This is a genomic window from Cupriavidus plantarum (assembly GCF_905397285.1).
Lineage (GTDB): Bacteria > Pseudomonadota > Gammaproteobacteria > Burkholderiales > Burkholderiaceae > Cupriavidus > Cupriavidus plantarum.
The window spans coordinates 28,739-54,842 of the sequence record NZ_CAJPUX010000007.1; the positions used below are offsets into that span (position 1 = coordinate 28,739).

Here is a 26,104-nt window from a genome sequence, read left to right on the forward strand (position 1 = left end):
TGAAGACAATCCTGCCTGACAAAGAAAAACCGGCAGGCCTTGCGGCGCTGCCGGTTCATCTGGGGATCCGCGGCCCCTCGAAAGGTGCGGCCGCGGTATCGCCAGCGGGCGGATTACTGCTGTTGTTGCTGCTGTTGCTGCTGCTGGTCCGAACCGGCACGGCCGGTCTCCACCAGGATCATCGGACCCTGGGGCAGCGGCGGCAGCGGCTTGCGCTCGCGCGGCACGCGCGGCGCCGGCACGATGCGCGCAGCGGCTTCCTGCGCGGCGCGGTGCTTGCTGTCGTCCGTGTGGACCCACTGCAGGCCTGCGGCGGCCAGCATCGGCTCGAGCGTTTCCGTGGCGACGCGGGTGGATGCCGGGGCGGCCAGCGGTGCCGGTACGGCAGTGACTTCGGCGGACAGGATCACCGGTTCCGGTGCCACGGCGGCTGCCGGGACAGGGGCGGCGACCGGCGCTGCGGCCGTCGCGACGGCGGGCGCGGCTTCCGGTGCAACCGGCGCGGCTTGGGCCGCTGCCGGTGCCGGTGCTGCTGCCGGTGCCGCTGTCGGTGCGGCTGTCGGTGCGGAATAGCTTGCGGCAACCGGCTCGGCTTCCGGTGTCACCGGAGCAAATACGGGTTCCGGCGTCACGGGCGTGACGGACGAAGCCGGCGTGGGCTGCACGGCCACGGCCGTGACGGGTTCGGCGGCGGGCTGCGCCGCGGGCGTAACGTCCGATTGCGCGGTAGCGGTGGCCACAGGCTGCGATACTGGCGACGAGAGCGGCGACGAGAGCGGCGACGAGAGCGGCGACGAGAGCGGCGAAGACACCGGTTGCAGTGCCGGTTGCGCGGACACCGGCGCCACCGTCTCGGCAAACTCGGACTCGCTTTCGGTCACGCCAGCCGACACTTCAGCGAGGTTGGCGACGTTGTCGCCATCGGCGCCTTGTGCCTCGTCGCGTTCGCGGCGGTAGCGGTTACGGCCACGGCGGTTGCGGCGGCGGCGTTCTTCGCCTTCGCCGCCTTCCGTCGCCACGCCGTCCAGGCCATCGGCGCGTTCCAGCGCATCGGCTTCAGCGGCGTCGGCGGTCTGGGCGATCGTCGCGGGAGCGGACTGGATGGCCTCGAACGCGGTTTGCGGCGCGGCCGCCACGGCGTTCAGTTCATCGGTCGTCTCGCCCTCACGCGACTCGCTGCGCTCGCGCTGACGTTCACGCTGGCGTTCGCGGCGTTCCTGATTGCGCTGACGGCCGCCTTCGGGGCGCGCGCCTTCGGTACCGGGGGCGGCATCCGCCTGACGGGCGACGGCCGGCGTGGCCTGCGCATCGCGCGGCGCGCGCGCCGGGCGCTCGCCACGCTCGCCACGCTCGCCACGTTCACCGCGCTCACCTCGTTCGCCACGCTGATCGGCACGGGCCTCGCGGCCCTCACGCGATTCACGCGGTTCACGCTGTTCCTTCTCGGTGCGCTGGCCACGGCCTTCGCCACCGCGCGGGCCACGCTCGCCACGGCCTTCGCGTGCTTCGCCGCCGGCACGGCCGCTACGGCCCTCGCGGCCTTCGCGTCCTTCACCGCGCTGGCCACGCTCGCCGCGCTCACCACGCTCACGGCGGCCTTCACCACGACCTTCGCGGCCTTCACGACCCTCGCGGCCTTCGCCGCGGGCTTGCGCCGAAGCCTCGGCCTTGACGGGCTCCGCCGCCGGCGCCGCCGGACGGGCACCGAACAGGCCCTTCAGCCAGCCGATGAAGCCGCCGGCCGCGACGGGTTGCGTCGCGGGTGCCGGACGTGCCACCGGGGCCTCCGGACGCGGCGCGCGCTCGGGGCGGGGCACCGAGACGGGCGCCGGCGCGTCGGGCGTGATGCCCTTGACCGCCGCTTCCTGACGCGGACGCGCGTCTTCCTTCTTGCGGCTGCTGTAGCTCGTATCGGCTTCCAGTTCCTTGGCCGCCGCTTCCGCCATGCGGTAGCTGGCCGTGGAATCCTCGAGGCGCGGATCGTCGTGACGCAGGCGCTCGAGCTTGTAATGCGGGGTTTCGAGGTGCTTGTTCGGGATCAGCAGCACGTTGACCTTGAACCGCAGCTCGATCAGGTTGATTTCCTGGCGCTTCTCGTTCAGCAGGAAGGCCGCGACTTCCACGGGCACCTGGCAGTGGATCGCCGCGGTGTTCTCCTTCATCGCCTCTTCCTGGATGATGCGGAGCACCTGCAGTGCCGACGATTCGGTATCGCGGATATGGCCGGTACCGTTGCAGCGCGGGCACGTGATGTGCGAACCCTCGGACAGCGACGGACGCAGGCGCTGGCGCGACAGTTCCATCAGGCCGAAGCGGCTGATCTTGCCCATCTGCACGCGCGCGCGGTCGTGGCGCAGCGCGTCCTTCAGGCGCGTTTCCACGTCCTTCTGGGCCTTGCCGGACTCCATGTCGATGAAGTCGATCACGATCAGGCCGCCCAGGTCGCGCAGACGCAGCTGGCGCGCAATCTCGTCGGCGGCTTCGAGGTTCGTGCGGAGCGCGGTTTCCTCGATGTCGGCGCCCTTGGTGGCGCGGGCCGAGTTCACGTCCACGGAGACGAGCGCTTCGGTATGGTCGATCACGATCGCGCCGCCCGACGGCAGCATGACCATGCGCGAGTACGCCGACTCGATCTGGTGTTCGATCTGGAAGCGCGAGAAGAGCGGCACGTCATCGCGGTACTTCTTCACGCGATTCATGTTGTCCGGCATCACCACGCTCATGAAGGCGCGGGCCTGCTCGTAGATCTCGTCGGTATCGATCAGGATTTCGCCGATATCGGGCTGGAAGTAGTCGCGGATCGCGCGGATCACGAGGCTCGATTCCAGATAGATCAGCAGCGGAGCCTTGTTGTCGCCGGCGGCGCCGTCGATGGCCTTCCACAGCTGCAGCAGGTAGTTCAGGTCCCACTGCAGTTCCTCGGCCGCGCGGCCGATACCGGCGGTCCGGGCGATGATGCTCATGCCGTCCGGCACCTGCAGCTGCGCCATGGTTTCGCGCAGTTCCTGGCGGTCTTCACCCTCGATGCGGCGCGACACGCCGCCGCCACGCGGGTTGTTGGGCATCAGCACGAGGTAACGGCCGGCCAGCGAGATGAACGTGGTCAGGGCGGCGCCCTTGTTGCCGCGCTCTTCCTTTTCCACCTGGACGATCAGTTCCTGGCCTTCGTGCAGCGCGTCCTGGATGCGCGCGTTGCGCACGTCCACGCCTTCCTTGAAGTAGGCGCGGGCGACTTCCTTGAACGGCAGGAAGCCGTGGCGCTCTTCGCCGTAGTTCACGAAGCACGCTTCGAGCGACGGCTCGATGCGCGTGATCACGCCCTTGTAAATATTGCCTTTGCGCTGTTCGCGCCCGGCAGTTTCGATGTCGATGTCGATCAGCTTCTGACCATCGACGATCGCGACGCGCAATTCCTCTTGTTGCGTCGCATTGAACAGCATGCGTTTCATCGCAATACCTCACTCCAGTGTCGCGCGGAGCCGAAAGCCAAAAGGTGGCCGTGCGCGCGACGATCCATGGAGCACGCGAGGAAAGAGAGCAGGGTGGGAGAATTGCCAGGGCACCGGCGCGAAAGACATGCGCACCGGCAAGGGCACGGGTGAGGGAAGAGGCGATGACGTCGAGGCAGTCGTCCGCTGGCAGGGAGGGGCACCAAAAAAGTCCTGCTCCTCGTGCAGCGGCTCCGGCGAACTCCCGGATGCCAGCGGCGGCGCGGCCAGCACGGCAAGCCTTCGGCATGCGTGCCTCGCGCCGCGGCTGGCCGGGCGGCCCAGACGCGTCAAAGAGCAAGTTTTTCGGACGCGGCAGGCGAACACTCGCCAACCTGACTTCTCCTTCTGGGCGCGCTGGCTGCTTCTTGGAGTTCTGCGACTAGGCGCCGTGCGTCATGCCGGCGCGACGCCGGCGTGACAAGTCAGGTGGCAGTTCGACCTGCCGGCCGGCACCGGATTCCCGGTGCAGGCGGTCTTCTCTCACCATTTGCGGATGCCACCGGGCATCCGCATCCAAATTCTGATCTACCTGATAGCTCTGTTCCCACGAGCCCGCCGTCTTCGCCGAAGTCGCCTGTGGGCGGCTTCCTGCGCGCCGGCGTGGCGCGTGCGTGCTGCTGATGCCGTCATTCACCCATCGGCGCGCGCGAATATATGCGTGTTTGCGCGGGACGGGCCGGGCTGGCGGCAACCCGAAGTGTAAAATGCGGAATTACGCAAAGTCACACAGGCTTTTGCGTTGCTGGCGTCTCGCCGGCAACAGCGGGGAAATTATATTGAAAATGAATGAGTTACGCCATCAAATTGAAAAGGAGGCCCGTTCCACGTCGAACGCGCTCCAGGTGGCGTACGTCACGATCGACGAAAGCGGCGAAGGGCAGCGTATCGATAACTTTCTGTTGAAGGTTGCGCGCGGGGTCCCGAAGAGCCATATCTACCGGGTGCTGCGTTCCGGCGAAGTCCGGGTGAACAAGGGTCGGATAGATGCTACCTATCGCCTGAAGCTCGGCGATATTGTCCGAATTCCGCCGATGCGCGTGGCCGAACGCGCGACCACGGCGGAAGCGCCGCCGAGCGAATTCCCGATCCTGTTCGAGGATGCGCACCTGCTGGTCGTCAACAAGCCCGCCGGCGTCGCCGTGCACGGGGGCTCCGGCGTGGCCTTCGGTGTGATCGAACAGTTGCGGCGCGCGCGGCCCGATGCCAGGTTCCTCGAACTCGTGCATCGGCTCGACCGCGAGACATCGGGTGTGCTCGTGCTGGCCAAGAAACGCTCGGCCCTCGTGCATCTTCACGATCAGATGCGTGGAGATGGCATGGACAAGCGGTATTTTGCGTGCGTGGCGGGGGCATTCCTCAATCAGCGCCAGCATGTGAAGCTGCCCCTGTTCAAATACACGACCGCCGACGGCGAGCGCCGCGTGCGCGTGCAGGAAGACGGACTCACCTCGCACACGATCTTCAACCGCGTGGAGGCCTTCCCCGGCTACACCCTGCTGGAAGCGGAGCTCAAGACCGGGCGCACCCACCAGATTCGCGTGCATTTGTCCCACTCGGGCTTTCCGATCGTCGGCGACGACAAGTACGGTGACTTCGCGCTCAACAAGGCGCTTGCCCGCAGCGGGGCGCGGCCCGGCATCAAGCGGATGTTCCTGCATGCGCACCGTCTCACGCTGGTGCATCCGGCAACGGGCGAGGCGCTCACCGTCTCCGCGCCGCTGCCGCCGGAGTGTGTCGAATTTCTGCAACAATTGCGGGAGCCGGGCGCGGCGGCCTGACGGTGCCGCGCCGAAAAGTCTCCCTACAAGGACCCCAATCCCAATGGCCAGGCAGCGCTTCGACCTGATCGTCTTCGACTGGGACGGAACCCTCATGGATTCCACGCCCACCATCGCCAAATGCATCCAGCTGGCCAGCCGCGATCTCGGCCTGCCGGTCCCTGACGACAGCGCCGCGAGCCACGTGATCGGCCTCGGCCTGAAGGATGCGCTGTCGTACGCTGTCCCGACGCTCGACCCCGCGGACTACCCGAAGCTGGCCGAGCGCTACCGCTATCACTTTCTGACGCGCGACGCGGACCTCGTGCTGTTCGACGGCGTGCGGGAGATGCTGGAGGCGCTGCGCGCCGAGCATTACTTCCTCGGCGTAGCTACCGGCAAGACGCGCGCGGGGCTCGACCGCGCGCTCGCCGCCACGGGCCTCGGCAAGCTGTTCGATGCCACGCGGTGCGCGGACGAGACGTTCTCCAAGCCGCATCCCGCGATGCTGCACGAACTCACGCGCGAACTCGGTCAGGACGTCGAACGCACGGTCATGATCGGCGACACCACACACGACCTCCAGATGGCCGTCAACGCGGGCGCGCACGGGCTCGGCGTATGCTACGGCGCCCATCCGGCCGATTCGCTGCGCGCGATGACGCCGGTCCACTGCGCGACGTCGATCGACGACCTCCATGGGTGGCTGCTGGCCCATGCCTGACATGGATCGCGCGCGGCGCGTCTGCGCGTCCGGGGAGCTGGCCGATGGCGGCATCGGCGTGCGGTTCACGGTTGCCGTGGCGGCGCGCGACGCCATGCGCGACGTCGGCGCATTCGTCATCCGCTACGATGGCGTGGCCCATGGTTATCTGAACCGGTGCGCGCACGTGCCGATGGAGATGGACTGGCAGGAAGGCCAGTTTTTCGATAGCGCGGGCCTATACTTGATGTGTGCGACACATGGCGCGGTTTATGCGCCAGACACCGGCCATTGCGTGGGCGGCCCTTGCCGGGGCGCCGCGCTGGCCAAACTCCGGATAGAGGAACGCGATGGCAGCGTCTACTGGCTGCCCGAGCCGCCTTTTTTTCCGCCCGAACCCAATGAGTCCATTGCATGACTGAACAGCAAAAACCGCCGGTCGATCCGCAAGGTACGCAGCCGGACGCAGAGCGCCTGGATGTGGCGCGCGAAGCCGAGCATCCGCTCGAGAAGGACTTGCGCGCGGGCGACGAAGCCGCGCGGCGCGAGGCCGAGGCCCGCCGCGCGCGCATGGCGGGCAAGGGCGGCACCGCGCCGGTCGGCGCCGACGGCGCCCCGGGCGCGCGCTGGGAGCGGGACGTGCTGGAGCGCGTGCTGATGGCCACCCTGCGCGAGCAGCGGGCGGCGCGCCGCTGGCGCATCTTCTTCCGTTTCATCGGGCTCGGCATCCTCGCGCTGATCCTGTTCGCGGTCTTCGACTTCAAAGGCGACGGCGCGCTGAGCACGTCCGGCCGCCACACGGCCATGGTCACGCTGGAGGGAGAGATCGCGGCGGGAACGCCGGCCAGCGCCGAGTCGATCAACGCATCGCTGCAGGCGGCGTTTGCCGACACCACGGCGGCGGGCGTGATCCTCAAGATCAATTCGCCGGGCGGCTCGCCCGTGCAGGCCGGCATCATCAACGACGAGATCCACCGCCTCCGCACGTTGTATCCGGGCAAGCCGTTCTACGTCGTCGTGGAGGAGATCTGCGCGTCGGGCGGCTACTACGTCGCGGCCTCCGCCGACAAGATCTACGTGGACAAGGCCAGCATCGTCGGCTCGATCGGCGTGCTGATGGACGGCTTCGGCTTCACCGGGCTGATGGACAAGCTCGGTATCGAGCGTCGCCTGTACACGTCCGGCGCCAACAAGGGCATGCTGGATCCGTTCTCGCCGCAGGTGCCGCGCCAGAAGGCCTATGCCGAGACGATGCTCAAGGAGATTCACCAGCAGTTCATCAACGTGGTGAAGGAAGGGCGCGGCGATCGCCTCAAGAGCGATCCGGAGCTGTTCTCGGGCCTGTTCTGGTCGGGCGAGCGTGCCGTCGAGCTGGGTCTTGCCGATGGCCTGGGCAGCGCCGACTATGTGGCGCGCGACCTGTTCAAGGCCGAGGACATCGTGGACTACACGGTCAAGGAGAACATCGCCGAGCGCGTGGCCAAGCGGTTTGGCGCGGCCATGGGCAGCGCGGCGATGAAGGCGATGATCTTCGGTGGCGCCCGCGTGGACGCCCTCCGCTGATCCACCCTGCTTCAGCCGGCCAGCAGCGAAAATATCGCCGGCCGCTTGTGCAGTGCCAGCCGCTCCGGCGTCCACGCCGAGAGCGGCAGCGTGACGATCGACTCGGTCGGCAGCGTCAGATCGACGGCCACCGACAGCAGCGTGGTGCCGGCGCAATGCTGGCGCAGTGCCTCCAGCAGCGCGCCGTTGCGGTACGGCGTCTCGATCCACACCTGGGTCTGCCGATCCTTGCGCGACCGCGCTTCCAGCTCCCGCAACCGGCGCGCGCGATCGTCCGGATCCACGGGCAGATAGCCATTGAAGGCAAAGCTCTGGCCATTCAGGCCGGAGCCCATCACCGCCAGCAGAATCGAAGAGGGCCCGACCAGCGGGCGCACCGTCACGCCGCGCGCATGCGCCAGGCGGACCAGATCGGCGCCGGGATCGGCCACGGCCGGCACGCCGGCTTCCGACAGCAGCCCGCCGTCGCGTCCCGCCGCGATCGGATCCAGCAGCGCGCCAAGCGCGTCCGCCCGGGTGTTGACGTTGAGCTCCCGGATCTCGATCTGCTGGATCGGTTTCGCTAACGGGCACGTCTCGCCGAGCTTCTTCAGAAATGCACGAGCCGTCTTGGCGTTTTCCGCCACGAGGTAGTCGAGCCGCGCCGTGATCTGCTGCACGCCCGCGGGCAGCACGTCAGGCAGCGGATCGAATTCGTCGCGCTTGCCGAGCGTATTCGGTAATAGATAGAGGATGCCGCTCATGGCTGGCTCCCGGCAGGCGTGTCGATCAGCGGAAAGCCGGCCCGGCGCAGCATGCCCGTCAGCGCGATCAGCGGCAGGCCGATGAGCGCGGTCGGGTCGTCCGACTCCACGCGCTCGAGCAGCGCGATGCCGAGCCCCTCCACCTTGGCGCTGCCCGCTACGTCGTACGGCGTCTCCAGGCGCAGGTAGGCGTCGAGCTCCGCGTCGGGCAGGTCGCGGAACGTCACGCGCGTCTGGATATCGGCGACCTGTGCGTCCCCGGTGCGGCCATCGAGCAGGCACAGCGCGGAATGGAAGGTGACGGTGCGGCCGCGCATGCGCTGCAACTGCGCGAGCGCGCGCGCATGGTCGCCGGGTTTGCCGAGCTGCGCGCCGTCCAGCGTGCAGACCTGGTCCGAGCCGATGATCAACGCCCCCGACGCTCCAGGAAGCTGTGCGGCGATCGCCTCCGCCTTGCGCCGCGCCAGCCGCAGCGCGGTGGCTTCGGGCGTTTCGTCGGCGAGCGGTGTCTCGTCGATATCGGGCACGGCCACCTCGAAGGGCACGCGCAGACGCGTCAGTAATTCGCGCCGGTAGGGCGAACTCGAGCCGAGGATCAGTAGGGGCCGCGAGGAGTGTGGCATATGAGTAACTATTTGAAGCAAAAGGGAAAGAGGGAACGGTCGTCGGTCGGTCGGGTCAGATCGGTTTGCTCGGCGGTTTATCCGGCGGGTTGTTCCGTAAACTTTGCCGCGCGGCCAAAAGCGTCGTATAATCGCGCGTTTAGCTGCTCGCGTATGGCAGAGATCTGCAGGAGATCGACATGACTCCATCGACCGCGAATGTCACTGCGAACGTCGCTGACTTCGATTTGCGCGAGATCGACATCTTCGCGTTTTGCCGCAAAGGCGGCAGCGCGGAAGGCGAGATCGCGGTACGCGATTTGCCGCGCATCTTAGCCGAGACGGCCGAGGACGCGCCAGCGACGGCGGCCGACGAGGCGATCCGTTACACGGTCCAGGGCTTTGTCCAGGAAGATGCGGCGGAACCCGGCACGGCGGCGGTTCAGCGGCTGTTCCTCGATGTGACCACGGCTGGCCGGGTCTGGCAGGATTGCCAGCGTTGCCTCGCGGCATTTGCCGAGCCGATCGAAACCGATATGCGTTTCGAGATCATGGCCAGCGAGGAAGAGGCGGACGCCGTACCCGACGAGGACGAAGACGTGGACGTGATCGTCGGTTCGCGCCGGTTCTCGCTGCTGGCGCTGATCGAGGACGAGGTGCTGCTGGCCATGCCGGTCGCGCCGAAGCATGCAGTTTGTCCGACCGTGCACGAGTCGCTCGTGACCGGCGCGGACGGTGAGGTGGAGCCGGAAGCTCCGCCCGAAGAGGAAAAGCGGCCATCGCCCTTCGCGGCGCTGGCTGGCCTGAAGACGACGAAGCACTGATCGAAGTATCGGCGCCGTCAGTTGGAGGGTAGTAAGTTGAAGCACCCGGCCGGGCCCCGGCTACGCCTTGTGCAGGGTGCGTGTGTGTTAATATCGCAAAATTCTCGAAGGAGTCATCATGGCTGTTCAACAGAACAAGAAGTCGCCGTCCAAGCGCGGCATGCACCGTTCGCACGACCATCTGCAGGCTGCGCCCCTGGCTGTCGAGCCGACCACCGGCGAAGCGCATCTGCGTCACCACGTCAGCCCGAACGGCTACTACCGTGGTCGCAAGGTCATCAAGACCAAGAACGACTGATCAAGTCGTCCGGCGTGACCCTGCGTCTCGCTCGCGCGCGTTGTCAGGAATGAAACAGGAAAGCGGCAAGCTCGTTGCCGCTTTTTTGTTGGGCGCTCGACCTCCACGCCGGCAGCGCGTTTTCCGTATCAGGAAACAATGACGATCAAGCTCGCCATCGACTGCATGGGCGGCGATCACGGCGTGTCCGTGACCGTGCCCGCAGCGATCAGTTTTCTATCCCGTCACGACGATGCCGAGATGGTGCTGGTCGGCCTGCCCGACGCCATCGAAGCGCAGCTGAAAAAGCTGCATGCGCAGGATCACCCGCGCGTGAAAGTCGTGGCCGCCACCGAAGTCATCACGATGGATGATCCGGTGGAAGTCGCGCTCCGCAAGAAGAAGGATTCCTCGATGCGCGTCGCCGTGACGCAGGTCAAGGAAGGCCATGCGGGGGCCTGCATTTCCGCCGGCAATACCGGCGCATTGATGGCGGTCTCGCGTTACGTGCTGAAGACGCTCGAAGGTATCGAGCGTCCCGCCATCGCCACCACGATTCCGAACGAGCAGGGTTGGGGAACCACCGTGCTCGACCTCGGCGCCAATGCCGATTGCGAACCGGAGCATCTGCTGCAGTTCGCGCGCATGGCCGAGGCGATGGTCGCCGTCGTCGATCACAAGGCGCACCCCACGGTGGGCCTGCTGAATATCGGCGAGGAAGTGATCAAGGGCAATGAAGTGGTCAAGGCCGCGGGCGAACTGCTTCGCGCCTCCGAGCTCAATTTCTACGGCAACGTCGAGGGCAACGACATCTTCAAGGGCACCACCGATATCGTCGTCTGCGACGGCTTCGTCGGCAACGTCGCGCTCAAGAGCAGCGAAGGGCTGGCGAAGATGATCGGCGGCATGATCAAGGACGAGTTCACCCGTTCCTGGTTCACCAAGTTGCTGGCCGCCATCGCGATGCCGGTGCTCAAGCGCCTTGCCAGCCGGCTCGACCCGGCCCGCCACAACGGCGCGTCGCTGCTCGGCCTGCGCGGCCTCGTGATCAAGAGCCACGGTTCGGCCGACGCCCGCTCTTTTGAATGGGCGATCAAACGCGGGTATGATGCCGCCAGTAACGGCGTCATCGAACGCATCGCCAAGGCTTTTGCCAACAAGGCTGGCGCCACGAGCAGCCCGCCCGGCGGCCCGGAGACAAACTCGCCCGATCCTCATTCCAGCCAGCATGCCGCCTGACATGCCGCGCCGGCCAGGTGCGCGGCGGTAGCCGCGGCCCGGACCTCACGATCCGAACTACATGACCAAGTACGCAAAAATCATCGGTACCGGGAGCTACCTGCCCCCGCGGCGCGTCACGAACCAGGAACTGGCTGCCCAGCTCGCGGAAAAGGGCATCGAGACCAGCGACGAATGGATCGTCACGCGTAGCGGCATTTCGGCGCGCCACTGGGCCGAACCCGATGTCACGGCCAGCGACCTCGCGGTCAAGGCCGCCGAGCGCGCGATCGAGGCTGCGGGGCTCGATCGTCAGGACATCGACCTGATCATCGTCGCCACGTCCACGCCCGATTTCGTGTTCCCGAGCACGGCCTGCCTCGTGCAGAACAAGCTCGGCATCACCAACAACTGCGCGGCCTTCGACATGCAGGCCGTGTGTTCGGGCTTTGTGTACGCGCTGGCGACGGCGGACAAGTTCATTCGCAGCGGCTCGCACCGCAACGTGCTTGTCATCGGCACCGAGGTATTCTCGCGCCTGCTCGATTTCACCGACCGCACGACGTGCGTGCTGTTCGGCGACGGCGCGGGCGCCGTGGTGCTGACGGCCTCCGACGAGCCGGGCATTCTGTCGTCGGCCATGCATTCGGACGGCAGTCACGTGGACATCCTCTGCGTGCCGGGCAACGTCTCGGGCGGCAGCATCACCGGCAACGCCTTCCTGCACATGGACGGCCAGGCGGTGTTCAAGCTGGCCGTGACGGTGCTCGACAAGGTGGCGCGCGAAGCGATCGCGCTGGCCGAGATGCAGCCGGAGCAGATCGACTGGGTCGTGCCGCACCAGGCCAACATCCGCATCATGCAGGGCACCACGAAGAAGCTGGGGCTCTCCAACGACCGTATGGTTGCCACGGTGCACGAGCACGGCAATACTTCGGCCGCGTCGATTCCGCTCGCGTTCGACGTCGCGGTGCGCGACGGCCGCATCAAGCCCGGTCAGACGGTGCTGATGGAAGGCGTGGGCGGCGGGTTCACGTGGGGTGCGGTCCTGCTCCGCATGTAAGCACGAATCTAGGAAAGAATCACCGATGACATTCGCATTCGTATTTCCCGGCCAGGGTTCGCAGGCAGTGGGCATGCTCAATGGCTTCGCCGACAACGCCGTCGTGCGCGCGACGCTGGAGGAAGCCTCCGCCGCGCTGGGCCAGGACATCGGCCGCTTGATCGCGGAAGGTCCGGCTGAAGAACTGAACCTCACCACCAATACGCAACCGGTCATGCTGACCGCCGCGGTGGCCGTGTACCGTGCATGGCTCGACGCCGGCGGTCCGCGTCCGGCGCTGGTGGCCGGTCACAGCCTTGGCGAATACTCGGCGCTGGTCGCTGCGGGGGTGATCCCGTTTGCCGACGCCGTACCGCTCGTGCGTTTCCGCGCGCAGGCCATGCAGGAAGCCGTGCCCGTGGGCGAGGGCGGCATGGCCGCGATCCTCGGCCTGTCCGATGACGACGTGCGCGCCGCCTGCGCGGAAGCCGCATCGGCGGGCGTGGTCGAGGCCGTCAACTTCAACGCGCCGTCGCAGGTCGTGATCGCGGGCCACAAGGGCGCCGTCGAGCGCGCGTGCGAGATCGCGAAGGCCAAGGGCGCCAAGCGCGCGCTGCCGCTGCCGGTGTCCGCGCCGTTCCACTCGTCACTGCTGAAGCCCGCTTCGGACCGCCTCAAGGAGCGCATGGCGACGCTGACGTTCTCCACGCCGCAGATTCCGCTGGTGAACAACGTCGATGTGGCCATCGTCAGCGATCCCGAACAGATCAAGGACGCGCTCGTGCGCCAGGCCGCCGCACCGGTGCGCTGGGTCGAGTGCGTGCAGAAGATCGCCGCCGAAGGCGCGACGCACGTGATCGAATGCGGTCCGGGCAAGGTGCTGGCCGGCATGACCAAGCGTATCGACGGCAACCTTGTCGGCGGCGCGATCTTCGATCCCGCCTCGCTCCAGGACACGCTGGCGCTGCTGAAATAATCCACGCAACAACGAACGCAAGATGAGCAAGCTTCTCGACAATCAGGTTGCGCTGGTCACCGGCGCCTCGCGCGGCATCGGCCGCGCCATCGCGATCGAACTCGCGCGTCAGGGCGCCCACGTGATCGGCACCGCCACGAGCGAGGCCGGCGCAGCGGCGATCGGTGAATATCTCGCCGCCGAGGGCCTCAAGGGCAACGGCGCGGTGCTCAACGTCAACGACGCCGCGCGCTGCGAGTCGCTGATCGAAGACATCGTGAAGACGCATGGCGGCCTGAACGTGCTGGTGAACAATGCCGGCATCACGCAGGACCAGCTGGCCATGCGCATGAAGGACGAGGACTGGATCAACGTCATCGACACGAACCTGACGGCCGTCTTCCGCCTGTCGCGCGCGGTGCTGCGCCCGATGATGAAGGCGCGCGGCGGCCGCATCATCAATATCACCTCGGTGGTCGGCTCGACCGGCAACCCGGGCCAGATGAACTACGCGGCGGCGAAGGCCGGCGTGGAGGGCATGACCCGCGCGCTCGCGCGCGAGATCGGCAGCCGCAACGTCACGGTCAACAGCGTGGCGCCGGGCTTCATCGATACCGACATGACCAAGGTCCTGTCGGAAGAGCAGCACGCCGCGCTGAAGTCGCAGATCCCGCTCGGCCGTCTGGGTCAGCCGGAAGACATCGCGCACGCGGTGACGTTCCTGGCCGGTCCGCAGGCCGCCTATATCACGGGCACCACGCTGCACGTGAACGGCGGCATGTACATGAACTGATTGAATTAACCGGCTTACCGGCTTCGAGGGAGAAGCCATCCGAAGCCGGCCGTAGCAGTCGTTTTTCAAACCAAACGGGCGCGATTCTTGCAAAGACCGCTAAGCGGATTTTTTGCGGTCCAAACCTGCTAAAATGCGCCCACTTTTTGTCGAACTTCCCTGGAGGGTTACATGGACAATATCGAACAACGCGTCAAGAAAATCGTGGCTGAACAGCTTGGCGTGGCCGAGGCAGACATCAAGAACGAATCGTCGTTCGTGAACGATCTCGGCGCCGACTCGCTGGACACGGTTGAACTCGTGATGGCGTTGGAAGATGAATTCGGCATGGAGATTCCGGACGAGGAAGCCGAGAAGATCACGACGGTGCAACAAGCGATCGACTACGCTACCGCACACGTCAAGGCCTAAGCCTGTCGTCTCTGCTGCCGTCTCGGTATTCATTCGAGCCACAGAAGGCACGGCGGCCGGCCAGTCCGGTCCGTCAAGCTGCTTTCTGTGGCTTTCGTCTGTTCGATGAAGCGAGATTTCGTTTCGCTTCACGCACCTCGTAGGAAAAGATAGTGAGCCGTCGTCGCGTCGTCGTCACTGGGCTTGGCCTTGTGTCTCCGGTTGGAAACACGGTCGCCGAAGGCTGGGCCAATCTGGTTGCCGGCAAGTCCGGCATCGCCACCATTACCAAATTCGATCCGACTCCTTTCGCCTGTCATTTTGCCGGTGAAGTGAAGGGTTTCAACGCCGAGGATTACATCCCCGCGAAGGAAGCCCGGAACATGGATACGTTCATCCATTACGGCATTGCGGCGGGTAGCCAGGCGCTGCGCGACAGCGGCCTGGAGGTAACGGAAGCCAACGCCGAGCGTATCGGCGTGCTGGTCGGCTCCGGCATCGGCGGCCTGCCGATGATCGAAGACACGCAGATGGTGCTGGCCAATCGCGGCCCGCGCCGTATCTCGCCGTTCTTCGTGCCGGGCTCGATCATCAACATGATCTCGGGTCACCTGTCGATCATCCACGGCGTGAAGGGCCCGAACATCGCGGCCGTCACGGCGTGCACGACCGGCCTGCACAGCATTGGCCTGGCCGCGCGCCTGATCCAGTATGGCGACGCGGACGCGATGCTCGCGGGCGGTGCCGAATCGACGGTTTCCCCGCTGGGTATCGGCGGCTTCGCCGCGGCCCGCGCGCTGTCGACGCGTAACGACGATCCGGCGGGCGCCTCGCGTCCGTGGGACAAGGATCGCGACGGCTTCGTGCTGGGCGAGGGTGCCGGCGTGCTGATGCTCGAGGAGTACGAGCATGCGAAGGCGCGCGGCGCGCGCATCTATGCGGAGCTGACCGGCTTCGGCATGAGCGGCGATGCATTCCACATGACCGCGCCGAACACGGACGGTCCGCGCCGCTGCATGGTCAACGCGCTGAAGGATGCCGGCGTCAATCCGGACGAGGTGCATTACCTGAACGCGCATGGCACGTCCACGCCGCTGGGCGACAAGAACGAGTCCGATGCGATCAAGCTCGCGTTCGGCGATGCCGCCTACAAGCTGGCCGTGAACTCGACCAAGTCGATGACCGGCCACCTGCTGGGCGGTGCCGGCGGTCTCGAGTCGGTCTTCACGGTGCTGGCGATCCACAACCAGGTATCGCCGCCGACCATCAACCTGGTCAATCAGGATCCGGAGTGCGATCTCGACTACGTGCCGAACACGGCCCGTGAGATGAAGATCGACGTGGCCGTGAAGAACAACTTCGGTTTTGGCGGCACCAACGGCACGCTTGTCTTCAAGCGCGTCTGACACCGCGCCTGTCCGCACGCCGGCGCCCCCGTACGGGGCGCGCCGCGTGCAACCCTTTCCCCGCGCGACGCGCGCATCACGTCCAAGGAACGTTTCTTGCGCAGTGATGGTCACAAGATGCGCTGCGCAACACACGGCAGTTTCGCGAACGTAGGTAAAATACAACGCTTGTCGTGACGACGAAACCAAGAGATACACTGCAGGTGAACCATTCGTGAGCGAACGCGAAGCCGATCAGCTTCTTGTTGAACGCGTCCAGCAGGGCGACAAACGGGCATTTGAATTGCTGGTGGCCAAGTACCACCGCAAGATCATTCGCCTGATTTCGCGCCTCGTCAGGGACCCCGCCGAAGTGGAGGATGTGGCGCAGGATGCCTTTATCAAGGCATATCGCGCCTTGCCCCAATTCCGGGGCGAATCCGCTTTCTACACGTGGCTGTACCGGATTGCGGTCAATACTGCCAAGAACTACCTGGCGACCCAGGGCCGACGTCCGGAGGCCTCCAGCGATATTGACGCCGAAGAGGCTGAAACTTTTGCGGACGGTGAACAACTAAGGGATATCAATACGCCGGAGTCGATGCTCCATACGCGCCAGGTGGCCGAGACGGTCAACCGCGCCATGGAAGCGTTGCCGGAGGAATTGCGTACCGCCATCACCCTGCGGGAGATCGAGGGCCTCAGCTACGAGGAGATCTCCGAGGCGATGGGGTGCCCGATCGGCACGGTGCGCTCGCGGATCTTCCGCGCGCGGGAAGCCATTGCCGAGAAGTTGCGGCCCCTGCTGGGAACGGCAGAGGGCAAGCGATGGTAAGAAGAATGTCGTGCAGCCAGCGTTGCAGCCTATTCCTGCATCGATAAACGACAAGCAGTAGTACGGGATTTATCGGTGTTCAATGGAATTTCTTGGGGTTGGAAATGGGTCAGGCTCATAAGCAGTCGGTTCATGCAGTACAGGTAATGGAAGCATCGGAGCAAATCTCCGTGTTGATGGACGGCGAGCTGGCGCCGAACGAAGTCGATGCAGTGCTGGCGCTCGCCAAGGGCGACACCGGGATGGCCGACTGGTCCACCTATCAGCTGATTGGCGATGCCCTGCGGTCCGAGGAACTCACGCATGCCGGTTCGACCGATGCGTTCCTCGCGCGGTTTTCCGCAACGCTGGACGCCGAGCCGCACGTGCTGGTTCCCGCGGTGGCCGCGGCAAGCCGCCAGCGCATGCTCGTGCGCCCGTCGTGGGTGCGCCGCGTGATGCCCGGTACGGCGATCGCCGCCGCCGTGGCCGCGGTGAGCTGGGTTGTCGTGCCGCAGATGCGCGGTCCCGCCGATCTGGGCGCGCCCGATGCCGTGGTGGCCCGCGCGGAACAGCCGGCTGTGCAATCCGTCGCCGCCAAGCCCGCAGCGGGCGGTGCGCTCGTCACGGTCGCTGCCGAAAGCTCGCAGATGATCCGCGATCCGCGCCTCGACGAATACCTGCGCGCCCACCGTACGTCGGTGGCGACCGATGCCGTCGTGCCCACCATGCGCACGGTGGCTAACGGCGCCAATTTCACCCAGGATAATTCGCAGGAATAATGCCGGACATGCATAAAGGACACACGCCTGCCAACGTAGCGGGCGGATACGGAATGAAGGGCCTGCGCAGGTCCTTTTTTCTGGCCTTGTGTCTGACCGCTGCCGCAGCGACTGCGCAGCCGTCGGACAGCACGCTGAACCGCCGCGACGCTACCGCGTGGCTCAACAAGATCCACCGCGCGGCGCAGCGCGAGAACTACGCTGGCACGCTGATCTATCAGCGCGGCAGCGTCATGCACGCCTCGCGCATCCAGCACTACAGCGATCTCGTGCACAACGAGTACGAACGTCTCGAGACGCTCGACGGCAAGCCGCGTGAAGTGCTGCGGCAGAACGACGTCGTGCACAGCCTGATCCCCGAAGCGAAGCTCGTCGTCGTGGAGAAGCAGGAAGCGAAGGATCGCTTCCCGGCACTGCTCGCGACGAACAAGACCGACGTGCTCGATCTGTACGACATGCGCAAGCTGCCGGCGGAGCGCGTGGCGGGCGTCGAGTGCGAGGTGTTCGCGCTCGAACCGCATGACAGCGCCCGGTATGCCGTGCGCCTGTGGGCGGACAAGAACTCGGGACTGCTGATGCGCGCGCAGACGTTAGGCGAGCACGGCAAGGTCCTCGAGCAGGTCGCGTTCTCGCAGGTCGATATCGGCGTGCCCTCGGAGAAGCAGCGTATTCTCACGGCGATCAAGAACGCCAGTTCCTGGAATCACTACGAGGTCAATTACCAGCCGGCCAATCTGGCCGACGAGGGGTGGACCATCAATACGCCCATCAAGGGCTTCCAGAAGATTCGTGAAGTGCGCCGCCCGCTCGGCGAGCTCCGCGCGCCCGCGCAGGACAGCAAGGACGCCAAGGACAAGGTGTTCGAGGTGCTGCAGGTCGTCTACAGCGACGGCCTCACCGGTCTGTCGATCTTCATCGAGCCCGTGTCGGAGCAACGCACGCGGCGCGAAGGCGTGGCATCGCTCGGCGCGACCCAGGTAGTCGTGCGCCGTGTATCCGATTACTGGATCACTGTCGTCGGCGAGGTGCCGGCCGCCACGGTCAAGCAATTCGCGAACGCCGTCGAATATCGTCCGCCCAAGACGGTACACTGAACCCGTTTGAGACGTTCCATTGCGGAGCGTCTCCGGGGATCCCCCGCACGTCTTTTCACCGCATTCCTTTCTCGCTGCAATTCCGGGAGCCGTCGATGATGATGAAATCTCCATCCGTGGTGCGAACCATGGTCATGGTGGCCATGCTCGTGCTGGGTCCGGGCGTTTCCATGTCCGGCCACGCCCAGGCTGCGGCATCGAACTACAACTTGCCGGACTTCACCGATCTGGTGGAGAAGGCGAGCCCCGCCGTCGTGAACATCCGCACCACCGAGCGCGTCCGCGCGCGCGGCAACGGTACGCCCGACGATGACGAGATGGCCGAGTTCTTCCGCCGCTTCTTCGGTGTGCCCATGCCCGGCCAGCCGACGCCGCCGGGCGGTGGCAACACGCCGCGCCGCGGTCAGCCGCCGCAGGGTGAAGAGCAGAGTCGTGGCGTGGGGTCGGGCTTCATCATCAGCCAGGACGGTTACGTGATGACCAACGCCCACGTGGTGGCCGATGCCGAGACCATCTACGTGACGCTGCCGGACAAGCGCGAGTTCAAGGCCAAGCTGATCGGCTCCGACAAGCGGACCGACGTGGCGCTGATCAAGCTGGAAGCCACCGGCCTGCCGCGCCTGACGCTCGGCGACTCGGACAAGATCCGGCCGGGCGAGTGGGTACTGGCTATCGGTTCGCCGTTCGGGCTCGACAACAGCGTGACCGCGGGCATCGTCTCGGCCAAGGGCCGCGATACCGGCGACTACCTGCCGTTCATCCAGACCGACGTGGCGGTGAACCCCGGTAATTCCGGCGGTCCGCTGATCAACCTGCGCGGTGAGGTCATTGGCATCAACTCCCAGATCTACAGCCGCAGCGGCGGCTATATGGGCATCTCGTTCGCGATTCCGATCGACGAGGCGATGCGCGTGGTGGAGCAACTGAAGACGTCCGGCAAGGTGACGCGTGGGCGGATCGCGGTGGCGATCGGCGACGTGACGAAGGAAGTGGCCGACTCGCTGGGCCTGGGCCGCGCGCGCGGCGCGCTGGTCGGCAGCGTGGAGCCCGGTGGCCCCGCGGAAAAGGCGGGCATCGAGGCCGGCGACATCATCCTGAAGTTCAACGGCCGCGATATCGAGAAGGCGTCGGATCTGCCGCGCATGGTCGGCGACACGAAGCCCGGCACGCGTGTACCGCTGCAATTCTGGCGCAAGGGCCAGACGCGCGACGTGACGATCACCGTGGCCGAGCTCGAGCCGGATAGCGCGAAGACCGCGCGCTCGAAGGGCGGCGACAAGCGGGGCGGCGATGATGGCGCCACGCCGGCGCCGAAGCCGAACGCGCTGGGTCTGGTCGTGAACGACATCCCGGAGGCGCGCCTCAAGGAGATGAAGGTCAAGTCGGGCGTGGAAGTCGAGACGGCCGATGGTCCGGCGCTGCGTGCCGGCATCCGTCCGGGCGACGTCATCCTGCGCCTGGGCGATACCGACGTGACCGGCGCGCGCCAGTTCAACGACATGGTCAAGTCGCTAGACAAGAGCCGCATCGTGGCGATCTTCGTGCGCCGCGGCGACGCGACGCAGGTACTGACGCTACGCCCGAACGGGCAGGCTCGCTAAGCCGCAAACGTCGCGCTCCCGGGCGCGACGTTTTTCTTTGGGGCCGGATGGTGCGGGAGTGTTGCGCGCGCCACCCGGGTGCCGGGGCGCGACACCATTTGATGTCACGGAACCCTTTGAAAATCCGGTAAAATCCCGGTTTGGCCCGCGAGAACCGCGCCGCCAACCCGCGCGATACCGGCCCGGGGCAATCCCGCTCGACATCCGGGCCTAATCCAGGCCTAACACTCAGGCATAACACCGAGGCATAACACCGCCTCGGCCGGCCGCGAGGTCACGCCACGCTTCCCTGAACTTTTGATGGACCATATCCGTAATTTCTCGATCATTGCCCACATCGACCATGGGAAATCTACCCTGGCCGACCGGATCATTCAGCTTTGCGGGGGGCTTTCCGATCGCGAGATGGAAGCGCAGGTGCTCGACTCGATGGACATCGAGAAGGAGCGCGGCATCACGATCAAGGCGCAGACCGCCGCCCTGACCTACAAGGCGCGCAACGGCGAGGTGTACAACCTGAACCTCATCGACACGCCGGGGCACGTCGACTTCAGCTACGAAGTCAGCCGCTCGCTGTCCGCCTGCGAAGGCGCGCTGCTCGTCGTCGATGCGTCGCAGGGTGTGGAAGCCCAGACCGTTGCCAACTGCTACACCGCGATCGAACTCGGCGTGGAAGTGGTGCCCGTGCTCAACAAGATCGATCTGCCGCAGGCCGATCCCGCGAACGCGATCCAGGAGATCGAGGACGTGATCGGGATCGACGCGCAGGATGCGACGCCTTGCTCGGCCAAGACGGGGCAGGGCGTGGAAGATGTCATCGAGGCGCTGATCGCCAAGGTGCCGCCGCCCGAGGGCGATCCCACCGCGCCGCTGCAGGCATTGATCATCGACTCGTGGTTCGACAACTACGTGGGCGTGGTGATGCTCGTGCGCGTGGTCAACGGCACGCTGCGCACCAAGGACAAGGTCCTGCTGATGGCGACGGGCGCGCAGCATCTGGTCGAACAGGTCGGCGTGTTCTCGCCGAAGTCGATCCAGCGCGACTCGCTGTCGGCGGGCCAGGTCGGATTCGTCATCGCCGGCATCAAGGAACTGAAGTCCGCGAAGGTGGGCGACACGATTACCACCACCACGCGCAAGGCCGAAGCGCCGCTGCCGGGTTTCAAGGAGGTGAAGCCGCAGGTGTTCGCGGGCCTCTATCCGGTGGAATCGAACCAGTACGAAGCCCTGCGCGAGTCGCTCGAGAAACTGCGCCTCAACGACGCCTCGCTGCAGTTCGAGCCGGAAGTCTCGCAGGCGCTAGGCTTCGGTTTCCGCTGCGGCTTCCTGGGCCTGCTGCACATGGAGATCGTGCAGGAACGCCTCGAGCGCGAGTTCGACATGGACCTGATCACGACGGCGCCGACCGTGGTCTATCAGGTGCAACTGCGCGACGGCTCGATGGTGACCGTCGAGAACCCGGCCAAGATGCCCGATCCGAGCAAGATCGAGGCAATTCTCGAGCCGATCGTCACCGTCAATCTGTACATGCCGCAGGACTACGTGGGTTCCGTGATCACGCTGTGCACGCAGAAGCGCGGCACGCAGATCAACATGAGCTACCACGGCAAGCAGGTGCAGCTCACGTACGAAATCCCCATGGCCGAAATCGTGCTCGACTTCTTCGATCGGCTGAAGTCGGTGTCGCGCGGTTATGCGTCGATGGACTACGAGTTCAAGGAATACCGGCCGTCGGACGTGGTGAAGGTGGATATCCTGATCAACAGCGACAAGGTCGATGCGCTGTCCGTGATCGTGCACCGTTCGAACTCGCAGTATCGCGGCCGCGAGGTCGCGGCGAAGATGCGCGAGATCATTCCGCGCCAGATGTACGACGTGGCCATCCAGGCGGCCATCGGCTCGAACATCATCGCGCGCGAGAACGTCAAGGCGCTGCGCAAGAACGTGCTGGCCAAGTGCTACGGCGGCGATATCTCGCGGAAGAAGAAGCTGTTGGAAAAGCAGAAGGCCGGCAAGAAGCGCATGAAGCAGGTGGGTACCGTCGAGATTCCGCAGGAGGCGTTCCTCGCGATCCTGCAGGTCGACGACAAGTAAGCGTCAAACGCATTTCAAAAAACTAAAACGCCGTCATGAATTTCGCCTTGATTCTTTTTGTGCTGGTGGTCATTACGGGCATTGCCTGGGTTGCCGACAAGCTCATCTTCGAGCGGCAACGCCGCAGCGTGGCGCAACTCGCGCTGGCCGAGTTCGACGCGAATCGCGGCAGCCTCGCGACCACGCACGGCAGCACGGAACTCGATACCTCGCGCGCGCGCCTGGCCGAGGAAAAGATGCGCCAGCCCTGGTGGCTCGAGTATTCGGCGAGCTTCTTCCCCGTGATCCTGGCCGTGTTCGTGCTGCGATCGTTCGTGGTGGAGCCGTTCAAGATTCCGTCCGGCTCGATGATCCCGACGCTGCTGATTGGCGATTTCATCCTGGTGAACAAGTACGACTACGGTATTCGCCTGCCCGTGATCAACAAGAAGGTCATGAACGTGGGCGAGCCGCAGCGCGGCGACGTGATGGTGTTCCGTTACCCGAAGGACGAGTCGCTCGACTACATCAAGCGCGTGATCGGCGTGCCAGGCGACACGGTGCGGTACGAGAACAAGAAACTGACGATCAACGGCAAGCCGGCCGAGTACCAGCCGCTGCCCGACTACCTCGACGAAGAGCGCCTGACGTACTCGAAGCATTTCACCGAGACGCTGCCCGGCGGTCCGTCGCACGGCATTCTTAACGATGCCGACCGGCCCGCGTTCGTGGCCGGCGCCGACCCGGATTTTCCGTTCCACGAGAACTGCACTTACAATCAGCAGGGGCTGACGTGCAAGGTGCCGGAGGGTCATTATTTCGTGATGGGTGACAACCGGGACAACAGCCTCGATTCGCGGTACTGGGGGTTCGTGCCGGACAAAAATGTGGTCGGTAAGGCATTTGTGATCTGGATGAATCTGGGCAACTTCGGGCGTGTGGGGACGTTCAAATAACGACAGTTTCTCGCGCCGCGCAAACACTCACATAGAAGAGGGAAGCGCAACATGGGTCAAAGGGTCAGCAGTTTCGGCAGCATCGGCAGGAATCGTGGTTTTTCGTTGGGCTCCTTGCTAGTCGTCATCGCCATCCTCATCTGCGTGGTGCTCCCCGCAGTGAAGGCGATACCGAGTGTGCTGGAATACTTTTCAGTACGGCGGGCGGTGACGTTTGCCAAGGACCACGCCGCCAACCGCAAGGAAGTGGCGGGTTACTTCGACAAGCAGGCGCAGATCGACCAGATCTCCTCCGTCAGGGGCGAGGATCTGGACGTGCAGGAAGATGAAGGCGGTCGCGTCCGCGCGATCGATTTTTCGTACCGGACCGAGATTCCCGTCTACGGCGCCGTGAGTCTATTGATTACTTATTCGGGAACGCAGCACTGACATGAACCTCGACGCCTTGCAGCAACGACTCGGCTACCGATTCAGCAAGCCCGAATTGCTGCAACAAGCGCTGACGCACCGCAGCCACAGCGCCCAGCACAACGAACGCCTTGAATTCCTGGGCGATTCGGTGCTCAACTGCGCCGTGGCGGACATGCTCTACGGCATGTTTGGCAAGCTCGACGAAGGTGACCTGTCGCGCGTGCGCGCCAACCTCGTCAAGCAGCAGGCGCTGTACGAGATCGCCCAGATGCTGCAGCTGTCCGACACGCTGCGGCTGGGCGAGGGCGAGCTGAAGAGCGGCGGCTTCCGGCGGCCCTCGATCCTCGCCGATGCGCTCGAGGCCATCGTCGGTGCCGTGTTCCTGGATTCCGGCTTCGACGCCGCGCGGGGCCTGATCCGCAAGCTGTATATCCCGATCCTGGAGCAGGTGGATCCGCGCACGCTGGGCAAAGATGCCAAGACGCTGCTGCAGGAGTACCTTCAGGGTCACAAAATCGCGCTGCCGCAGTACAACGTGGTCGCCACGCATGGCGCCGCGCACAGTCAGCAGTTTGAAGTCGAATGCACGGTGCCTAAACTGGAAGTCAGCGTGTTCGGTACCGGTGCCTCGCGGCGCGCGGCCGAGCAGGCCGCGGCGAAGCTTGCACTCGACGAAGTTCAGAAGCTCGTGCCGCAACTGCTCAAACGCAGCCGCGCCGAGCGCACGGGCAAGACACGCAAGCAACCGGTGCCTCCCGATCCCCAGTTGTCTCTCAGGTTGAAGGAATGACCGAATTACAGCCTCCGTCGCAAGAAGCGGCGGGCAACCCCGATGTCCCGGCATTCCGCTGCGGCACGGTGGCCATCGTCGGCCGTCCGAACGTCGGCAAGTCCACGCTGATCAATGCGCTGGTCGGCCAGAAGATCAGCATCACGTCCCGCAAGGCGCAGACCACGCGCCACCGCCTCGTCGGCATTCAGACCACCGACGATGCACAGTTCGTGTTCGTCGATACGCCCGGGTTCCAGACGCGCCATGCCAGCGCGCTCAATCGTTCGCTGAACCGCGCGGTCACGTCCACGCTGTCCTCGGTGGACCTCGTGCTGTTCGTGGTGGAGGCCGGGTATTACGGTCCCGACGACGAGAAAGTGCTCGCGCTGCTGCCGAAGAACACGCCCGTGCTGCTGGTGACCAACAAGCTCGATCGGCTCGGCGAGAACCGCGCCGAGGTCATGATGCCGTTCCTAGAGAAGATGGGGCATCAGTTCCCGTTCCGGGAAGTGGTGCCGATGTCGGCCAAGACGCGCGACCATATCGACCGCCTGATGGCCATCATCCGTCCGTATCTGCCTGAAGGCGAGCCGATGTACGACGCGGACGCGATGACCGATCGCAGCGAGCGTTTCCTGGCCTCGGAGATCATTCGCGAGAAGGTGTTCCGCTGGACCGGCGACGAACTGCCGTACACGAGCACCGTCATCATCGACAAGTTCGAGACCGAAGGCCGCCTGCGCCGCGTGTTCGCGACGATCCTCGTCGAGCGCGACGCGCACAAGGCGATGATCATCGGCAACAAGGGCAGCAAGCTCAAGCAGATCTCCACCGAGGCGCGCCTCGACATGGAGAAGCTGTTCGACGGCAAGGTCTACCTGGAGATGTGGATAAAGGTCAAGAGCGGCTGGGCCGACAACGAAGCAGGACTGCGTGCCTACGGATACGAGTAAGCGGCATGGCTGAAACGCGTCGCGGCGACGGCCCACCGCGCCGCGCGGATCCGCGCCGTGCCGACCCCATTGTGGAGGAGGCCGCCGAGCTGCTCGCCACGCAGGCGCCGGCACTGAGCGCGTCCGCCGCGCTCGGGCGCGAAATGATGGACCGCGCGATGCGCATCGTGCCCGCGCGCCCCGAGGCGCGCGTCACGAACGAGACGGGCTTCGTGCTGCATGCCTATCCGTATCGCGAGACCAGCCTGATCCTTGACGTCTTCACGCGCGATCATGGCCGCATGGCGATGGTCGCGAAGGGCGCCAAGCGTCCGCACTCCGCGCTGCGCGCGGTGCTCCAGCACTTTCATCCGATCTCGTTGTCGTGGAGCGGCCGCGGCGAGGTCAAGACGATGACGAAGGCCGAGTACGTTGGCGGCATGCTGCCGATGGCCGGCGATGCGCTGCTTTCGGGCTTCTACCTCAACGAGCTGCTGCTGCGCTTCTGTCCGCGCGAGGATGCCCATCCCGCGCTGTTCAAGCACTACATGATCACGCTGACGCGTCTGGCCCACGGCGAAGCCGCGGGGCTCGTGCTGCGAAGCTTCGAGCGCGTGCTGTTGCAGGAGACGGGGTTCGCCGTGGCGTTCGATCGCGTCGCGGGTTCCGACGAGCGCGTGCAGCCCGGACTGGACTACGTCTACCAGCCCGAGCGTGGCGTCCGGCGCGCCCAGGCCAGCGATCCGTCGAGCTGGCCCGTGATATCGGGGCAGACGTTGCTCGACATGGCGCAGGACGATTACGGCCGCGCGCAGACCGTTGCACAGAGTCGTGGCCTGATGCGGTTCCTGCTGCATTATCATTTGCAGGGCGTGCCGCTGAAAACGCGGCAGATCCTGATCGACCTGCAGTATCTCTAATGAAGA

Annotated in this window: 25 protein-coding genes; 22 read left to right on the forward strand and 3 right to left on the reverse strand. The window is 65.3% G+C overall.

Features of this window, described 5'->3' with window-relative positions:
• Nucleotides 1–113 precede the first annotated feature (113 nt).
• Nucleotides 114–3,449: an Rne/Rng family ribonuclease gene (locus tag KHP16_RS24225; RefSeq protein WP_211961306.1), complete on the reverse strand. Its 3,336-nt coding sequence runs from the start codon at nucleotides 3,447–3,449 to the stop codon at nucleotides 114–116.
• An 824-nt stretch (nucleotides 3,450–4,273) separates the two neighbouring features.
• Between KHP16_RS24225 and KHP16_RS24230 the strand changes: the two genes are divergently transcribed.
• Genes KHP16_RS24230 through KHP16_RS24245 form a run of 4 tightly spaced genes read left to right on the forward strand, consistent with a single transcriptional unit; the run spans nucleotide 4,274 to nucleotide 7,514 of the window.
• A complete protein-coding gene (locus KHP16_RS24230; RefSeq protein ID WP_211961335.1) occupies nucleotides 4,274–5,269 on the forward strand; it encodes an RluA family pseudouridine synthase in 996 nt (331 codons plus the stop codon).
• A 43-nt stretch (nucleotides 5,270–5,312) separates the two neighbouring features.
• The gene (locus KHP16_RS24235; protein ID WP_109580550.1) at nucleotides 5,313–5,972 is read left to right on the forward strand and encodes an HAD-IA family hydrolase; all 660 of its coding nucleotides are present in this window, start codon (nucleotides 5,313–5,315) and stop codon (nucleotides 5,970–5,972) included.
• Nucleotides 5,965–6,369 carry a Rieske (2Fe-2S) protein gene (locus KHP16_RS24240; RefSeq protein ID WP_109582602.1) on the forward strand — a complete coding sequence of 135 codons (405 nt, stop codon included), beginning with the start codon at nucleotides 5,965–5,967 and terminating at the stop codon, nucleotides 6,367–6,369. Before KHP16_RS24235 ends, KHP16_RS24240 begins: the two co-directional genes overlap by 8 nt.
• Nucleotides 6,366–7,514 (forward strand): S49 family peptidase, encoded by a 1,149-nt coding sequence (locus KHP16_RS24245; protein ID WP_109580551.1) that lies wholly within the window; start codon nucleotides 6,366–6,368, stop codon nucleotides 7,512–7,514. The genes KHP16_RS24240 and KHP16_RS24245 overlap by 4 nt, the downstream gene beginning before the upstream one ends.
• Before the next feature lie 11 nt (nucleotides 7,515–7,525).
• Here the strand turns inward: KHP16_RS24245 and KHP16_RS24250 are convergent, their stop codons facing one another.
• Nucleotides 7,526–8,257, reverse strand: a complete 732-nt coding sequence (locus tag KHP16_RS24250) for an SAM-dependent methyltransferase (RefSeq protein WP_109580552.1) — start codon at nucleotides 8,255–8,257, stop codon at nucleotides 7,526–7,528.
• Complete coding sequence (locus tag KHP16_RS24255) at nucleotides 8,254–8,880, reverse strand: Maf-like protein (protein ID WP_211961307.1); 627 nt, start codon at nucleotides 8,878–8,880, stop codon at nucleotides 8,254–8,256. The genes KHP16_RS24250 and KHP16_RS24255 overlap by 4 nt, the downstream gene beginning before the upstream one ends.
• 179 nt (nucleotides 8,881–9,059) lie before the next feature.
• On the opposite strand from KHP16_RS24255, the gene KHP16_RS24260 reads away from it, so the two are divergent.
• The 18 genes from KHP16_RS24260 (at nucleotide 9,060) to recO (ending at nucleotide 26,098) form a co-directional block, all read left to right on the forward strand.
• Nucleotides 9,060–9,683, forward strand: coding sequence for a YceD family protein (locus KHP16_RS24260; protein WP_109580554.1), 624 nt, complete (start codon nucleotides 9,060–9,062; stop codon nucleotides 9,681–9,683).
• 118 nt (nucleotides 9,684–9,801) lie between these two features.
• On the forward strand, nucleotides 9,802–9,981 hold the full coding sequence (gene rpmF / locus KHP16_RS24265) for a 50S ribosomal protein L32 (RefSeq protein ID WP_109580555.1): 180 nt from the start codon (nucleotides 9,802–9,804) through the stop codon (nucleotides 9,979–9,981).
• Between the two features lie 138 nt (nucleotides 9,982–10,119).
• Entirely contained in the window at nucleotides 10,120–11,199 is a 1,080-nt protein-coding gene (gene plsX / locus KHP16_RS24270; RefSeq protein WP_109580556.1) for a phosphate acyltransferase PlsX, read from the forward strand.
• A gap of 61 nt (nucleotides 11,200–11,260) precedes the next feature.
• Entirely contained in the window at nucleotides 11,261–12,241 is a 981-nt protein-coding gene (locus tag KHP16_RS24275; RefSeq protein ID WP_109580557.1) for a beta-ketoacyl-ACP synthase III, read from the forward strand.
• A gap of 25 nt (nucleotides 12,242–12,266) precedes the next feature.
• Nucleotides 12,267–13,196 carry an ACP S-malonyltransferase gene (fabD, locus tag KHP16_RS24280; protein WP_109580558.1) on the forward strand — a complete coding sequence of 310 codons (930 nt, stop codon included), beginning with the start codon at nucleotides 12,267–12,269 and terminating at the stop codon, nucleotides 13,194–13,196.
• Nucleotides 13,197–13,218: 22 nt separating this feature from the next.
• A complete protein-coding gene (gene fabG, locus KHP16_RS24285; protein WP_115952583.1) occupies nucleotides 13,219–13,968 on the forward strand; it encodes a 3-oxoacyl-ACP reductase FabG in 750 nt (249 codons plus the stop codon).
• A gap of 171 nt (nucleotides 13,969–14,139) precedes the next feature.
• Nucleotides 14,140–14,379: an acyl carrier protein gene (gene acpP, locus KHP16_RS24290; RefSeq protein ID WP_008644813.1), complete on the forward strand. Its 240-nt coding sequence runs from the start codon at nucleotides 14,140–14,142 to the stop codon at nucleotides 14,377–14,379.
• Nucleotides 14,380–14,531: 152 nt separating this feature from the next.
• A complete protein-coding gene (gene fabF, locus KHP16_RS24295) occupies nucleotides 14,532–15,764 on the forward strand; it encodes a beta-ketoacyl-ACP synthase II (protein WP_109580560.1) in 1,233 nt (410 codons plus the stop codon).
• A gap of 214 nt (nucleotides 15,765–15,978) precedes the next feature.
• Nucleotides 15,979–16,578, forward strand: a complete 600-nt coding sequence (gene rpoE, locus KHP16_RS24300; RefSeq protein ID WP_109580561.1) for an RNA polymerase sigma factor RpoE — start codon at nucleotides 15,979–15,981, stop codon at nucleotides 16,576–16,578.
• A 104-nt stretch (nucleotides 16,579–16,682) separates the two neighbouring features.
• A complete protein-coding gene (locus KHP16_RS24305; protein WP_109580562.1) occupies nucleotides 16,683–17,339 on the forward strand; it encodes a sigma-E factor negative regulatory protein in 657 nt (218 codons plus the stop codon).
• 8 nt (nucleotides 17,340–17,347) lie between these two features.
• Entirely contained in the window at nucleotides 17,348–18,433 is a 1,086-nt protein-coding gene (locus KHP16_RS24310; protein WP_109582603.1) for a MucB/RseB C-terminal domain-containing protein, read from the forward strand.
• 134 nt (nucleotides 18,434–18,567) lie between these two features.
• Nucleotides 18,568–20,034: a DegQ family serine endoprotease gene (locus KHP16_RS24315; RefSeq protein WP_375153789.1), complete on the forward strand. Its 1,467-nt coding sequence runs from the start codon at nucleotides 18,568–18,570 to the stop codon at nucleotides 20,032–20,034.
• 300 nt (nucleotides 20,035–20,334) lie between these two features.
• Nucleotides 20,335–22,128 (forward strand): translation elongation factor 4, encoded by a 1,794-nt coding sequence (lepA, locus tag KHP16_RS24320; protein WP_109580564.1) that lies wholly within the window; start codon nucleotides 20,335–20,337, stop codon nucleotides 22,126–22,128.
• 35 nt (nucleotides 22,129–22,163) lie between these two features.
• On the forward strand, nucleotides 22,164–23,063 hold the full coding sequence (lepB, locus tag KHP16_RS24325) for a signal peptidase I (protein ID WP_115952580.1): 900 nt from the start codon (nucleotides 22,164–22,166) through the stop codon (nucleotides 23,061–23,063).
• A 51-nt stretch (nucleotides 23,064–23,114) separates the two neighbouring features.
• Nucleotides 23,115–23,492 (forward strand): DUF4845 domain-containing protein, encoded by a 378-nt coding sequence (locus KHP16_RS24330; RefSeq protein WP_109580566.1) that lies wholly within the window; start codon nucleotides 23,115–23,117, stop codon nucleotides 23,490–23,492.
• Between the two features lies 1 nt (nucleotide 23,493).
• On the forward strand, nucleotides 23,494–24,264 hold the full coding sequence (gene rnc, locus KHP16_RS24335) for a ribonuclease III (RefSeq protein ID WP_109580567.1): 771 nt from the start codon (nucleotides 23,494–23,496) through the stop codon (nucleotides 24,262–24,264).
• On the forward strand, nucleotides 24,261–25,199 hold the full coding sequence (gene era / locus KHP16_RS24340; protein WP_109580568.1) for a GTPase Era: 939 nt from the start codon (nucleotides 24,261–24,263) through the stop codon (nucleotides 25,197–25,199). Before rnc ends, era begins: the two co-directional genes overlap by 4 nt.
• A gap of 5 nt (nucleotides 25,200–25,204) precedes the next feature.
• Nucleotides 25,205–26,098 carry a DNA repair protein RecO gene (recO, locus tag KHP16_RS24345; protein ID WP_109580569.1) on the forward strand — a complete coding sequence of 298 codons (894 nt, stop codon included), beginning with the start codon at nucleotides 25,205–25,207 and terminating at the stop codon, nucleotides 26,096–26,098.
• Nucleotides 26,099–26,104 lie beyond the last annotated feature (6 nt).

Excerpts from the sequence above, each read along its gene's own strand:
- KHP16_RS24225 (WP_211961306.1), bottom strand. The coding sequence starts at position 3,449 with ATGAAACGCATGCTGTTCAATGCGACGCAACAAGAGGAATTGCGCGTC.
- KHP16_RS24230 (WP_211961335.1), top strand. The coding sequence starts at position 4,274 with ATGAATGAGTTACGCCATCAAATTGAAAAGGAGGCCCGTTCCACGTCG.
- KHP16_RS24235 (WP_109580550.1), top strand. The coding sequence starts at position 5,313 with ATGGCCAGGCAGCGCTTCGACCTGATCGTCTTCGACTGGGACGGAACC.
- KHP16_RS24240 (WP_109582602.1), top strand. The coding sequence starts at position 5,965 with ATGCCTGACATGGATCGCGCGCGGCGCGTCTGCGCGTCCGGGGAGCTG.
- KHP16_RS24245 (WP_109580551.1), top strand. The coding sequence starts at position 6,366 with ATGACTGAACAGCAAAAACCGCCGGTCGATCCGCAAGGTACGCAGCCG.
- KHP16_RS24250 (WP_109580552.1), bottom strand. The coding sequence starts at position 8,257 with ATGAGCGGCATCCTCTATCTATTACCGAATACGCTCGGCAAGCGCGAC.
- KHP16_RS24255 (WP_211961307.1), bottom strand. The coding sequence starts at position 8,880 with ATGCCACACTCCTCGCGGCCCCTACTGATCCTCGGCTCGAGTTCGCCC.
- KHP16_RS24260 (WP_109580554.1), top strand. The coding sequence starts at position 9,060 with ATGACTCCATCGACCGCGAATGTCACTGCGAACGTCGCTGACTTCGAT.
- rpmF (WP_109580555.1), top strand. The coding sequence starts at position 9,802 with ATGGCTGTTCAACAGAACAAGAAGTCGCCGTCCAAGCGCGGCATGCAC.
- plsX (WP_109580556.1), top strand. The coding sequence starts at position 10,120 with ATGACGATCAAGCTCGCCATCGACTGCATGGGCGGCGATCACGGCGTG.
- KHP16_RS24275 (WP_109580557.1), top strand. The coding sequence starts at position 11,261 with ATGACCAAGTACGCAAAAATCATCGGTACCGGGAGCTACCTGCCCCCG.
- fabD (WP_109580558.1), top strand. The coding sequence starts at position 12,267 with ATGACATTCGCATTCGTATTTCCCGGCCAGGGTTCGCAGGCAGTGGGC.
- fabG (WP_115952583.1), top strand. The coding sequence starts at position 13,219 with ATGAGCAAGCTTCTCGACAATCAGGTTGCGCTGGTCACCGGCGCCTCG.
- acpP (WP_008644813.1), top strand. The coding sequence starts at position 14,140 with ATGGACAATATCGAACAACGCGTCAAGAAAATCGTGGCTGAACAGCTT.
- KHP16_RS24305 (WP_109580562.1), top strand. The coding sequence starts at position 16,683 with ATGGGTCAGGCTCATAAGCAGTCGGTTCATGCAGTACAGGTAATGGAA.
- KHP16_RS24310 (WP_109582603.1), top strand. The coding sequence starts at position 17,348 with ATGCATAAAGGACACACGCCTGCCAACGTAGCGGGCGGATACGGAATG.
- KHP16_RS24315 (WP_375153789.1), top strand. The coding sequence starts at position 18,568 with ATGGTGGCCATGCTCGTGCTGGGTCCGGGCGTTTCCATGTCCGGCCAC.
- lepA (WP_109580564.1), top strand. The coding sequence starts at position 20,335 with ATGGACCATATCCGTAATTTCTCGATCATTGCCCACATCGACCATGGG.
- lepB (WP_115952580.1), top strand. The coding sequence starts at position 22,164 with ATGAATTTCGCCTTGATTCTTTTTGTGCTGGTGGTCATTACGGGCATT.
- KHP16_RS24330 (WP_109580566.1), top strand. The coding sequence starts at position 23,115 with ATGGGTCAAAGGGTCAGCAGTTTCGGCAGCATCGGCAGGAATCGTGGT.
- rnc (WP_109580567.1), top strand. The coding sequence starts at position 23,494 with ATGAACCTCGACGCCTTGCAGCAACGACTCGGCTACCGATTCAGCAAG.
- era (WP_109580568.1), top strand. The coding sequence starts at position 24,261 with ATGACCGAATTACAGCCTCCGTCGCAAGAAGCGGCGGGCAACCCCGAT.
- recO (WP_109580569.1), top strand. The coding sequence starts at position 25,205 with ATGGCTGAAACGCGTCGCGGCGACGGCCCACCGCGCCGCGCGGATCCG.